This is a genomic window from Patiriisocius sp., assembly GCF_051252435.1.
Taxonomy (GTDB): domain Bacteria; phylum Bacteroidota; class Bacteroidia; order Flavobacteriales; family Flavobacteriaceae; genus Patiriisocius.
This window is the reverse complement of sequence record NZ_JBPOFW010000003.1, coordinates 330,128-342,198: the sequence shown is the minus strand read 5'-3', so window position 1 is coordinate 342,198 and position 12,071 is coordinate 330,128. Positions and strand designations below refer to the sequence as shown.

Sequence of the window (12,071 nt, the reverse complement as noted above, 5' to 3'; positions counted from 1 at the left end):
ACATTCTCAAAATGTTTATCTTTAATGAATGAAACCCGAACAAATCCACAATAGAAAAGAACTTGAAATACGTCGTAGAATTTTAAGGAAAAATGGTACTCCAGCTGAAGCTTTTCTTTGGAAACAACTTCAAAAATCTCAGTTAAAGGGAAAGAAATTTAGAAGACAGCATAGTATTAAAAATTTTATTGTTGATTTTTATTGTCCGTCAGAAAAACTGATTGTAGAACTTGATGGTGAATATCACAATGAACCTGGACAAGTAGATTATGACATGTACAGGCAAGAAAAAATTGAAGAATTAGGGTTTAAAATTCTCAGATTTGAAAACAAAATGGTTTTCGATTATCTACCAAGCGTATTGAAGGAAATTGTAGATAATTTTAAGTATTGAAGTAACGTTGTAAAACCCTTCCGAGCAGCAAAGCTGCCCACCTTCCCTCCACGAGGGAAGGAGCTTATTTTTTCCAATTTTTAAGGACATTTGCATCCAAAAAATACGTCATTTTTAGTGACAAGGTTTGACTATTATAAGCGCTCGTTACATCTTTTAAATTTTCAAAATAACTGGAGCGCACATTGGTGTTAAACGCATAAGCACCCAGTTTATAACCCAAACTTATTTCGCTCGCAGGTGCAAATTGCCATCTCGCTACAAAATCAATGTTAAACTGATTAAAATTATCATCAAATTCATCTACGGAAATTTCTAAATCATTATCCATTAAATCTCCATTTTCCTGTAATGTAAATTGGTCATTGTAGTCCACTTGAATCCAATAATGACGAAGTCTCACATTCATACTCATTTTAGAGTTAATGCTATAATCCAGCTGAATCCTATTTACTAGTTCGTTGATGTTTCGCTGTCCAAAAATAATGTCGTTCTCTGTAGTTGTCAAAAATCCGGCATTTCCTTTTCGGTATTCGTAAGATTGCGCCAAGTAAGCGAACAAATGTTGTCCTATTCGGGCTCTAATTCCGTACCCTGTGATAAATTCAGAATCAAAAATTGGAGAGTTTAGGTAATTAACGAGCACCATATATCCTGCGGCCGAGAGCTTTTTATTACCATTGGTTTGATATTCCAAAAATGTTTCAGAGTAGGCGGGTCGTTTAAACGGCTGGTCTGGTGTTCTCGCTTCAAAAAAGTTTGTTCCATCTTCAACATAGGTGGCTTCCACAAAATAAGTATGATTGTTTTTTTTGAATGTTCCGTTGGTACCCATTTTATAATAAGCTAATTCCTTTTCAAAAAGTGTGTAGTAAAATCTACGATATATGTCTATAAAATGGCTGTATCTCGACAGACTTTTTTTAGGGTTATTTTGCGAATACCGCACATCTGCCCTAAAGGTTAATTGGTTGTTTCGGGACAGAAATCCAAAATCATTCGGGTCATAATTTTCATCGTACAAATTTGCTGAAACGCCGCCTGTCCAATTTCCGCTTACCTTTCCAAAATACACAAAATATTCATGCCCAAAAATGTCTTTCTCTTCAGAAATTTCTTTTTCATTGCTACTGAAATATTGCTGCGAAATAGACTTCTTAAATCGAAATGAATATGTACGGTCTTTATTATACAAAGTTCCTAATAATGCCGTGAGATTTGCATCATAAAAACTCCCATTCCTTAAAACCGAATTATTAATAAACGTAACAGATGAGTTGTTTTTCAACGCTTGGTCGAGCACAAGACTATTATAATTTGTAAAGGGATTTGTAATTTGTTTTCTGCTCTCCCCGGTTTCGGTGTTTAAAATTTCGGCCTCACTTTTCGCCGTAATACCATTGAGCAACCCTATTGAAAGTCCGCCGGCAGATTTACCCGTGAACTTGACTAAATTCAAAATATTTGCAGACACAGGGTTGCTCGTAATTTCTTCTACTTCGGAATTATTAATATTATTTTTATTGATAGGTTCGCCACCAATTCTTCTTGTGTATAGATAGTTTCCTTTGTCAAAAAGCTCTGTTCCTTCAACAAAAAATTGGCGGTTTTCATTAAACTTAATTTCAAAAGGAGTGAGATTAAAAATCTGGTCGTCACTCTGTGCTTGGCTAAAATCTGGTATCAAGGAAACATCCAGCGTGTACGCGTTGTTGTGTACATATTTTACATCCATCCCACCATTAAAAGATGTCTCATTTTTGCCGTCGGGGCTTTTTTCATTGACTGCCGAAACAAAGGGATAAAAAGATAAATTGAGGGGTGGTTGAATGGCCGGAAGTCCTGCGAGTTTCCCAAACTGATTTAAATATCCATCCACTTGCGGGTCAATGGGACTCCAAAAAGATTCCTCATTAAGTTTACTGGAAAATCTTTGAAAATTTATGCGAAAATTGCTCAAGTCTTCCTTCGGAAACCGAATGCTGTTAAATGGGATTCGTATTTCTACAATCCATTTATCGTCATAGATTTCAACAGCACTATCCCAAATTACATTAAAATTTCCGTAGCCATTGTTGCTGCTCAATTTTTCATCACTCTGTACTCCGGCAGCAGTGACCGAAAAATCGTATCCTTCTCGCGCTTTGCCAAATGGATCCATTTGCAGCCCAAAAAAATCTGAATTTCCTAAATCATCACGCGAGGTCAATTGGCGGTTGATTTCATTTTTATTTCCCACATATAATATAGCAGCGACATACAAAAAGCTTTGATTGTAAAGTATCGCAATCTCGCTTTTGCGCTGTGATGGTTTTCCGTTTTGTGGAAAGATTTGTATAAAGTTGCCCGGTTGTAAATGTTGTTGCCAGTCGGTTTCAGAAAGGTCGCCATCTATTTTGATATCGCTAGTTGTGGGATGGATATCAATTGTTTTTTGGGCAGAAATTTCCGAAGAAAATACTCCTATTATGATTGAAAGCACAATATATTTTGAAATGTAAAAAGAAATATTTTTCATCTTAGGTGGGTTGTTGTTATGGTGCAAATATGAATTGTAGCTTTGATGTTTTGAGTTAACACATTGGTTAAGATTAGGTTAACGTGTTTTTGTAAATTTTGAAACTGAATTAACAGTGTTGTGCGATTTCAGTGTTTACAAGGGTTTAGAGCGTTTTTAAGGTTAATGCAGGGTTAACGGTTGCATTTTTTTAGGGAATAGGCGTGTTGTTAGCTACTTTTGGGGTGTGGCGTTCAGGTTTTGAGCGCTTTATAAATCAATTATGAAAAATAAAACTACTTTATTAATTATTGCTGCAATTATTGCGGTGCTTGGGTTGTCTGCAATTCAAGGATATTTAATAAGTAATGCGTATCAATTGGAAAAGGACGTTTTTGTTAAGGAAACCAACGATGCGATGTCAAACATCCATAATAGAAAGGAGATTGAATTGCTCTTTGACAATATGAGTGAGGAACTGGAATATTATATTTCCGATTATAAAAATAAGCGTATTTCTAAAGGCGAAATTTTAGAGCGCTTAGCAATAGTATCTGATAGTTTAAACGGTTTACATCAAGTGCAGTACCAAGACGAAATTAAAAACATTGGGCTTGATTATGCTGTAAAATATAAAGAGAATATTACAAGTATTGTGGTTTTTGAAGCCAAGGAAGTGGATAGTATTTTACCTTCCCCTCTAATGAAAACAGCGTTTTTATTTGGTGAAAATTTTAATGAAGAAAATGCTATCGTTATTGGAAATTCAAGATTGTTTGATGAAAACGATTACATTTTGCAAACCGATGACGCCATAGTAACACGCACATTTGATTATGAAGTACGTTCGCAAAGACTCATTTTAATTGAGGACTATAAGTCGATTGTTTTTGGGAGAATGGCTTTGTTGCTAACGGCTAGTGCGATTATATTTTTAATTGTTGTTGCGCTATTTTATTATTCCATTAAAAATTTAATCACACAAAAAAAGACAAGCGAGATTAAAACCGATTTTATAAACAACATTACCCACGAGTTAAAAACGCCACTCGCCACGTTGAGCATAGCGACAAAAAGTTTAAAAAACGATGCGGTAAAAAACAACAAAGACGCTTTTGAGAATACGTTGAATATCGTAATTAGACAAAGCGACCGTTTGCAAAAATTAGTGGACCAAGTGATGACCAATAGTTTATCGTCAGAGTCTTTGATAATGCATAAAGAGCATGTTGTTGATAATACATATTTTAGTGAGCTTTTAGAAGATTTCAAACTCTCAACACAACACAATGACTTGACAATTGACAACCAAGTGTATCCACAAGAGGTAATGCTTCGTATTGATAAATTCCATTTTAATACGGCACTATTGAACATTCTTGAAAATGCTGTAAAATATGGCAAAGAAAAAACGCACATTATATTGAAAACCGAATTGCGAAACGGGAGTTATCACATTAGCATAAAGGATAATGGAATTGGAATTTCAGAAAAAAACAGAGCGCATCTTTTTGATAAATTTTACAGAGTAAGCGATGGTAACGTGCATGATGTAAAGGGTCTTGGGTTGGGATTGTATTATACGTTTCAAATTATAAAAGCTCACGGCGGTAGCATTAAAGTGGAAAGCGAATTGAATAAAGGGACGACGTTCAACATCAAAATACCTGTAAATTAATGGAAAAAAAGCACGTTTTATTGGCGGAGGACGATTTTGATTTTGGAAGTATTTTAAAACAATATCTGGAGATTCATGATTTTAAAGTGACTTGGGCGCACGACGGAAAAGAAGCTTTTTCAATTTTCAATTCTGAAACCGAACAACCCTTTGATATCTGTGTGTTTGATGTGATGATGCCCAAAATGGACGGCTTTACTTTAGCCGAAAAGGTAGTGGACAACAACCCAGAAATCCCATTTGTATTCTTGACGGCAAAAAAGATGAAGGAGGATAGGATTAAAGGATTAAAATTGGGAGCAGACGATTATATCATAAAGCCCTTTGAGGCAGATATACTCGTATTGAGATTGAATAATATTTTAAAACGTGTGCAACGAGTACAAGTGCAAATTAAGAAGTCGAGCAGTTTTGCCATCGGCGCTTATCATTTTGACCCAGTGAATCACAGTTTAAAATTAAAAAATACTGTACAGCGCATAACAGATAAGGAAGCGCAACTTATTCAGTTTCTGTACAGTAATAAAAATGAGTTGATCAAACGCGATGATCTGCTCATTAATGTGTGGGGAAATGACGATTTCTTCTCCGGCCGTAGCATGGATGTTTTTATAAGCCGGCTGCGCAAATATTTTAAAGAAGACCCAAACATTGTTATAGAAAGCACGCGTGGTGTAGGGTTGACTTTTAAAGTAAAGAGTGAAGAGTTATAAGAAAATAGCTCGCTCAAAAACTGAAAATTAATCTAAAAACCAAAGAGGATTACGTGATTTTAAATTTCGCTAAAGCGGAAAAGTAACAACACCAAAACCTCGAGAGCATATTATGAAAACAATTCTAAATTTAATAATAACAATTACAATAAGTTGCTTGGCAATAACTGTTGCCAAAGCACAAGTGCAACCGCCACAGCCACCAGCACCACCAAGTAACTCTGTGTCATCGCACAGCGATACAAAATCATCTACATCATACAATTATAGTGTAAATGATGATGACAAAGGGAGTGGTGGCAATGTATCCATTTCAACCAGTAGTAGTGATGATTCGTATTCCTTTAGATTGCGATACGATGGAAGCAAAGACGACCAAATCAAAAAGCTTTTGTATAAAGAAATGGGGACTAACAATCTAGAAAGCAAAGGCGGGAAAGACGTTTGGATAACCAATAGTGGAGGAGAAGAAGTGTACGAGATAAAGTTCAGTAAAGGAAAATTGAACATGGATGTTGACAAGGAAATAGCTTCTGAGACCATTACATCTAAAATAGAAGAGATTGGTAAATCCGTGCGTACTATTATTACCGGCAAAGACGAGGGTGACCGAGAAGCCGAAAGATTACAAAGAGAGGCAGACAGATTGAAACGTGATGCAGATAGAATGCGCAGGGAAGCAGATAGATTACAACAACAAGAACAGCGCAATATTGACCGTATTAAAAGAGAAGCAGATAGACTAGCACGCGAAGCAGCGCGTGCCGGCGATAATGCTAGAAGGAGTGGTGGTGTTAGCGAGGTTGTAAAACAACTTTTAAATGATAACAAAACGAGTTATGACGGAATTGAAAAAGGAACAGCTTGGGTTTTACCCAAGTTGCTTCCTTTATTTCGTAAACAGCTTTTGACAGACGGTTTAATTTCAAATGAAGATGAAATTAATATTTTGAATGAACAAAATGGTATGTATGTAAACGGTGTAAAAGTTTCAAATGCACAGATGGGTAATTATAACTCATTATTTAAAAAGCAAGGTATTCGAGGCGATTACTACTTTAGCCTCAACACATCTAGGAATAATATCGTGCTTCTTGACGATAACGCAAACATTGAAAGTATATTAGTTGCTCTGCGCAAGACGGGTGTGATTTCAAATAATTATGATAAACTCGTTTTAGAGATTAATGGGAATTCAGTCTTAAAAAATGGGGAGAGACTATCAGCATCTAATGTAAAATTAATCAATGAAATATTGATTTCAGAAAATGTAATCCCAGCTCCAGGTAAAACATTTGAAATTAAAGGTAAGGGTAATTATAGCCTCGGGTATAATTTAAGTAATGGTAGAGCCCATCTTGGAATGTGGCAGATGGGTAGGTAAATCTTTTAGACTTAAAAAAACTGTTCAATTATTTTCAGACTCAATCCATTTTATCGCGGCGTCAATAGTTGCTCCTTGAGTTAGGTTGTTTAAATCCAAAGGTTCTATAATTCTAATATGTGGATGTATTCCATCTTTGTGAACGGTCTTGTCTTTACTCATAAAATAGGCTTCCATTGGAGCTAAAATCCATTTATCCGATAAAACATACCAACCATTTGTGCTTGAGAGTCCTGCTGTTTTTTCACCAATTAAATTAATATTGTTTTGACCTTTGAGACTTGAAACCACAACCTCTCCAGAGCTTGCTGTAAATCTACTTGTAAGCACTGCAATTCTATTTTTGCTTTTTAACTCGGGACATTGTAATTTTTCTGGATAGTGCGCATATTCATTCTCTAAAAAAATTCCGTTTTTCAAAGACCATGAATTATTAAAATTTATACCATCTGTAGTATCTCCTCCCAAATTAGCATCTGGTATCAATTCACCCAGACCCGCCAGCATTGGGTGCATATTACCTCCAATATTACATCGTAAATCCAAAATCCATCCCATTGGATTCTTCGCTTTTAAAGAACAAATTACCTCTCTTATTTTTTCTCGAGCTTGTTTTATGTCCGCTTCTTGCATCATGCCAGTACCCACAATTTCAAGATAAGCTATTGTATTATTTTTTATCATTTTTCCTAGTACTTCATACGGTAGTTTTATTTTAGAAGTAGTAATTTTTCTCCATAAACTATCTTTAGGTATGCCGCCATTTTCTGGTGTGTAGCTATATGCAACTTTATAATCGTAAATCAACATTCCGTGGAAATCGCCTAGAGATTTGAACATGTGTTCGGTGGGTTTGCCAATTTTATCAATAGAATCAAATTGTTCCGAAATATGATACATTTCCTTTGAAAGAGTGTCCCAATCCATTTGAGAGGAATTATAAGCCTTTGATTTTGATAATCTAATTATTGAATCTAAAATAATTTTTGAGTTATTTTCCTTTTTTTCTGAAATTTGTTCGTCTTGGCTAAAGCCTTTGCAACCAATTAGTAGCAAAAACAAAATGCCATAAATATTAATCTTTCTCATTTTTAAAATTTATTCGTAAGTTGGAGGGGTTCCCTTTTTTATGGAGATAATTGCATCAAATCGACTTGTTGGTACAAACGAAATTACGCCACCATTTTCTAATTCATATCCATTTATTTTTTCAAATAGCCACTGAGTATTAGTGGTTTCTTCAACTTCAGAAAGAGGCAAAAAGCAAGTGCTCTTATTCGTGTCAAAAAGTATTTTTTCTATAGAATTATTCCCATCATTTTTAAAAGGAAACGTTTTCTGCGTCCAGAATTGATATATTTCGCCCTCATAGGAAAATAACCCTATGCTGTAATAATCATCTTTATATTTCTCTTTTAGAAAATTTCCCATCCAAATAGTTTCAGAAGTATCTTTGTTTTCATTTTCAATATGGCCATTGTGCGCCCAAATGATGAATTTTTTGGTGGGATGAACTTTAGTGAGTAACCAATCTAAATTTTCAAACATCAATTTATCTCTCAAAATGTAACCTTCATAACTATTTCCGAAGGGAATATCGACAGATTTGATAAACATATCTATGGTTCTATACATCACTTCAAAATCTAAAGCCGTTCGATTATGTTTTTGTGCTATTTCAATTTCATTGGTTTTTAAGATTTTTTTCAATTCTTTTGAGGTATTTATATATCGGTCTCTGTGATAATAATATCCTTCTTCATCACCATTTTGGTTAGCACCATATGATTTTTGATAGGAGTTCATCCGCACGTAAATACTATCGGCTAATTCTTTATTATAGGGTGAGATATACTCTTTTAATACGTAATGAAAATACGATGAAGAAACTTGCGTATCAAAACCTTCATAGTGCAGAGGGTTTTTAGTTTGCGCATTTGTTTTAAGATAGGAAAATAGGGTATCGGCCTCTTTCGCTGCAAAATTTCCAAAGACACTATTCTTCTTTATTTGTTCGGTAGTTAAAGTGTCCAAGTTTTTGTAGACAAAATAAATATCAGCAAGTCCACCTTCCATGGCAAGCACTTCAAAATCCATTTCAGCATGTAAATATTTTACAATTTCAGACTTCAGTGCGTAATAACTTCCTAAACCATGAGAGCTTTCACCGAGTGCTACAATGCGCTTGTTTCCTATTGCTTTTTTTAACACCTCAAAGTCAAAACCGGTCTCTGTTTGAAGCTCGTAGGTGTTATCATCTAGCCATTGTTTAGGATTCTTTTCTTGGGCGCATGCGATGGCTATGCTTCCTAAAATAATTATCATTACTGCGGAAATTGTTTTCATATCTTGACTTATTTTGTTAATACAAATATGAACAACTAAAGTTTGAAAACACCTGGTTTTACTAGGTTGTAAGTGCAAGAATACACATCTTGGACGTTTTTAAAGAGCGTCTAATTTCTTCTTATATGCTGAAGGAGTACATCCAGTCATTTTTTTAAACGTCGCATTAAAGGAAGATTTTGAACTGAATCCTGCAGTTTCGGCAAGAGTGACCAAGGTGTATTTCTTGGCTTCAGGAGTAGTTAAAAGTCGTTTAACTTTTTCAACTCTTTCAGTGTTCAAAAATTCAGAAAAATTCATAGAATGAATTTGATTGATGTATCTTGAAACTTCTTTCGGATTACAATTTATAGCATTAGAAAATTCTGCCAATGTGATGTTTGGATTTGTATAAATTTCAGCAACAAGACCCTTTTCTATTTTGTTTTTTATAGTCTGTAAATCTTTATCATTTGTACTTTTTATATCATTCAGTGAAACAAAGAATACATGCGGATTTGTAAAACCAACGAATCCTATCCAATAAATAAAAAGTGAATTGAGTATAAGCGTCACATAATAAAACCCAAAAGTTTCTTCACCTTGGTTGATTATCAAATCAATACTGTATAAGACAATATCTAGTGCTATAAGTCCAATAAAAACTTTGCTCAAAGTCTCTAACCATTTGCGATTTGCGAGATGTTTTTGTTTAGGAGGATTTTTTAAAACTTCTTTTTTTATAAACCGAAATGAAGCAATCCCTAACCCAAGAGAAAAGAATAAGATAAAAAACTCATGAATTCTGAAAAAATCTGAAGCAATGACAACCTGAGTAATTCGGAAAGAATTTTCACTCACCGCAATTGAAAACCAATAGATTCTCAGAAGAAAATAGACAATTGCAGGTGCTATTAAATACCATTCTTTTTTATGAAAAATAATTTCCTTTGAAATTGAATATTGATTTTTAATATAAAAATAAAAACCTACACCAATGAGCCATTTATAAGGAAACGGAAACATGTGTAATGGTCTATAATATGCAAACAAATTCATATCAAGAAAAGCATAAATAAGATTGTAAAAAGCTAAGGAGAAGAGAAACAAAAGAAAAAAATCTACACCTACGGGATTTTCTTTTCGTTTTTTATAGAGCAACCCACAGAGAATAAACCCTTGTATCGCCCCAAAAAGTATGAGGATATTTAATACGTTGTATTCTAAAGTCATAAAGAAAGCTACCAATCAAATATAGCATTATTTGATAAATGGATTAAACTTGCTGACTCAATTGCAGAGAATGGATTTTCGTTTTATGGTCCTTTAATATGAACATGAAACGATTAACATTTAGTTGTTTTCAAATGGACAATACATAGATAATTATCAGTTTTTTTAACCGTTAAACTTCCGCATCCATCATGTCTGTCACCACGTGGTAGCGAGGGTCATCAATGGCATCTTGGATAATACCGCTAAATTCTGGATTCCATTTAATCAACATTGCTTTGCAATCTGGGCTTAAATGAGTCAAAGTAACTTTTTTGCCCGCATCCATATATTTATTGGCAATATTGCGAAGTGCTTCAACACCAGAGTGGTCACCCACTTGCGATTCTATAAAGTCGATTTCAATATTTTCTGGGTCTGTAGCAAGGTCAAATTTACTGTTGAATGCAGTGGTGGAACCAAAGAAAAGTGGCCCCCAAATTTCATATACTTTAGTACCATCTGCTTTTATTCTTTTTCTTGCTCTAATCATTGTGGCACTTTTCCATGCAAAGCTTAACGCGCTCATAATTACACCAGCGATAACAGCAATAGCTAAATCCTGCCAAACGGTTATCGCAGATACGGCAATCAAAACAATGGCATCAGTCAATGGAATTTTATGCAAAATCCTAAAACTACTCCAGGCAAATGTGCCAATCACTACCATAAACATAACTCCCACAAGCGCTGCAATTGGGATTTGTTCTATCAAAGGAGCACCAAAAAGCACAAAGCATAATAGTGCAACTGCGGCAACAGCACCGGACAGACGGCCACGACCTCCCGAATTAATATTAATAATAGACTGCCCAATCATGGCGCATCCTCCCATACCTCCAAAGAGTCCGTTTAGGATATTAGCGCCACCTTGCGCCACACATTCACGGTTTCCGCTTCCACGGGTTTCGGTCATTTCGTCGATGAGGTTAAGTGTCATTAAAGATTCAATTAAGCCTACGGCAGCAAGAATTACAGCAGTTGAAAGAATCATACTCCAATTATCACCGATGGTGTAGAATAGCGTAAATATTTGGTCTTGGAACGTAGGAAGTCCGCCTTGTAAGCCTTCGCCACCACCATCTTTAATGAAAGACCCAACGGTTGAAACATCTACATTTCCGAAGATAACAATGGCAGCAACCACCGCAATAGCAGTTAACGCAGCAGGAATTTTTTTAGTGAGTTTAGGCAATCCAAACATTATCCCCATCGTCAATAAAACAAGCCCGAGCATCATCCATAAACTTGTACCGCTCATCCATTGCATTTCGCCATTTATATTTTCTTTAAAAAGTCCCATTTGAGACAGGAAAATCACAATGGCGAGCCCGTTTACAAATCCCATCATAACAGGGTGGGGAATGAGTCGCACGAATTTACCAAGACGCAGAACACCTGCAAGAATTTGAATTCCACCCACAAAAAGTAATGTGATAAATAGCCATTGCAACCCTAAATTTTCAATGGGCGCGGCAAGTGCGTCACCCACTTCGTTTCCTTTTTGAATAAGGTGAACCATCACTACAGCCATGGCGCCGGTTGCTCCACTTATCATTCCTGGACGACCCCCAAAAAGTGCTGTAACGATTCCCATCATAAAAGCACCATACAATCCTACAAGTGGGTCAATACCTGCTACAAAGGCAAATGCAACAGCTTCTGGAACAAGTGCAAGTGCAACAGTGAGTCCTGAAAGTATGTCGTTTTTAGGGTTTTGAGTAAAGTTTTTAATGGTCTTTTGAAGTAGCATATTTCAATTTTAAGAAGCGGCAAATATACCGCTTTGAAGTACTTTTAAAGGGCGA

General features: G+C 35.4%; 9 protein-coding genes. 4 read left to right on the top strand and 5 right to left on the bottom strand.

Annotated elements, in window-relative coordinates; all coding sequences use genetic code 11:
• Window positions 1-28: 28 nt before the first annotated feature.
• Window positions 29-394 (top strand): endonuclease domain-containing protein, encoded by a 366-nt coding sequence (locus ACSHW7_RS09030; RefSeq protein ID WP_435679016.1) that lies wholly within the window; start codon window positions 29-31, stop codon window positions 392-394.
• A gap of 64 nt (window positions 395-458) precedes the next feature.
• Here ACSHW7_RS09030 and ACSHW7_RS09025 read toward each other — a convergent pair whose 3' ends face one another.
• The gene (locus ACSHW7_RS09025) at window positions 459-2,912 is read right to left on the bottom strand and encodes a DUF5916 domain-containing protein (protein ID WP_435679015.1); all 2,454 of its coding nucleotides are present in this window, start codon (window positions 2,910-2,912) and stop codon (window positions 459-461) included.
• A gap of 262 nt (window positions 2,913-3,174) precedes the next feature.
• Here ACSHW7_RS09025 and ACSHW7_RS09020 point away from each other — a divergent pair, with 262 nt between their 5' ends.
• From ACSHW7_RS09020 to ACSHW7_RS09010, 3 genes are all read left to right on the top strand, one after another.
• A complete protein-coding gene (locus ACSHW7_RS09020) occupies window positions 3,175-4,569 on the top strand; it encodes a sensor histidine kinase (protein WP_435679014.1) in 1,395 nt (464 codons plus the stop codon).
• Complete coding sequence (locus ACSHW7_RS09015; RefSeq protein WP_435679013.1) at window positions 4,569-5,282, top strand: response regulator transcription factor; 714 nt, start codon at window positions 4,569-4,571, stop codon at window positions 5,280-5,282. The genes ACSHW7_RS09020 and ACSHW7_RS09015 overlap by 1 nt, the downstream gene beginning before the upstream one ends.
• A 112-nt stretch (window positions 5,283-5,394) precedes the next feature.
• Window positions 5,395-6,666: a hypothetical protein gene (locus tag ACSHW7_RS09010; protein WP_435679012.1), complete on the top strand. Its 1,272-nt coding sequence runs from the start codon at window positions 5,395-5,397 to the stop codon at window positions 6,664-6,666.
• 24 nt (window positions 6,667-6,690) lie between these two features.
• Here the strand turns inward: ACSHW7_RS09010 and ACSHW7_RS09005 are convergent, their stop codons facing one another.
• From ACSHW7_RS09005 to ACSHW7_RS08990, 4 genes are all read right to left on the bottom strand, one after another.
• Complete coding sequence (locus tag ACSHW7_RS09005; RefSeq protein ID WP_435679011.1) at window positions 6,691-7,755, bottom strand: S41 family peptidase; 1,065 nt, start codon at window positions 7,753-7,755, stop codon at window positions 6,691-6,693.
• 9 nt (window positions 7,756-7,764) lie between these two features.
• Window positions 7,765-9,012: an erythromycin esterase family protein gene (locus ACSHW7_RS09000; RefSeq protein ID WP_435679010.1), complete on the bottom strand. Its 1,248-nt coding sequence runs from the start codon at window positions 9,010-9,012 to the stop codon at window positions 7,765-7,767.
• 99 nt (window positions 9,013-9,111) lie between these two features.
• Complete coding sequence (locus ACSHW7_RS08995) at window positions 9,112-10,224, bottom strand: helix-turn-helix domain-containing protein (RefSeq protein ID WP_435679009.1); 1,113 nt, start codon at window positions 10,222-10,224, stop codon at window positions 9,112-9,114.
• A gap of 172 nt (window positions 10,225-10,396) precedes the next feature.
• The gene (locus ACSHW7_RS08990; RefSeq protein WP_435679008.1) at window positions 10,397-12,016 is read right to left on the bottom strand and encodes a SulP family inorganic anion transporter; all 1,620 of its coding nucleotides are present in this window, start codon (window positions 12,014-12,016) and stop codon (window positions 10,397-10,399) included.
• Between the last annotated feature and the right edge of the window lie 55 nt (window positions 12,017-12,071).

Excerpts from the sequence above, each read along its gene's own strand:
- ACSHW7_RS09030 (WP_435679016.1), top strand. The coding sequence starts at position 29 with ATGAAACCCGAACAAATCCACAATAGAAAAGAACTTGAAATACGTCGT.
- ACSHW7_RS09025 (WP_435679015.1), bottom strand. The coding sequence starts at position 2,912 with ATGAAAAATATTTCTTTTTACATTTCAAAATATATTGTGCTTTCAATC.
- ACSHW7_RS09020 (WP_435679014.1), top strand. The coding sequence starts at position 3,175 with ATGAAAAATAAAACTACTTTATTAATTATTGCTGCAATTATTGCGGTG.
- ACSHW7_RS09015 (WP_435679013.1), top strand. The coding sequence starts at position 4,569 with ATGGAAAAAAAGCACGTTTTATTGGCGGAGGACGATTTTGATTTTGGA.
- ACSHW7_RS09010 (WP_435679012.1), top strand. The coding sequence starts at position 5,395 with ATGAAAACAATTCTAAATTTAATAATAACAATTACAATAAGTTGCTTG.
- ACSHW7_RS09005 (WP_435679011.1), bottom strand. The coding sequence starts at position 7,755 with ATGAGAAAGATTAATATTTATGGCATTTTGTTTTTGCTACTAATTGGT.
- ACSHW7_RS09000 (WP_435679010.1), bottom strand. The coding sequence starts at position 9,012 with ATGAAAACAATTTCCGCAGTAATGATAATTATTTTAGGAAGCATAGCC.
- ACSHW7_RS08995 (WP_435679009.1), bottom strand. The coding sequence starts at position 10,224 with ATGACTTTAGAATACAACGTATTAAATATCCTCATACTTTTTGGGGCG.
- ACSHW7_RS08990 (WP_435679008.1), bottom strand. The coding sequence starts at position 12,016 with ATGCTACTTCAAAAGACCATTAAAAACTTTACTCAAAACCCTAAAAAC.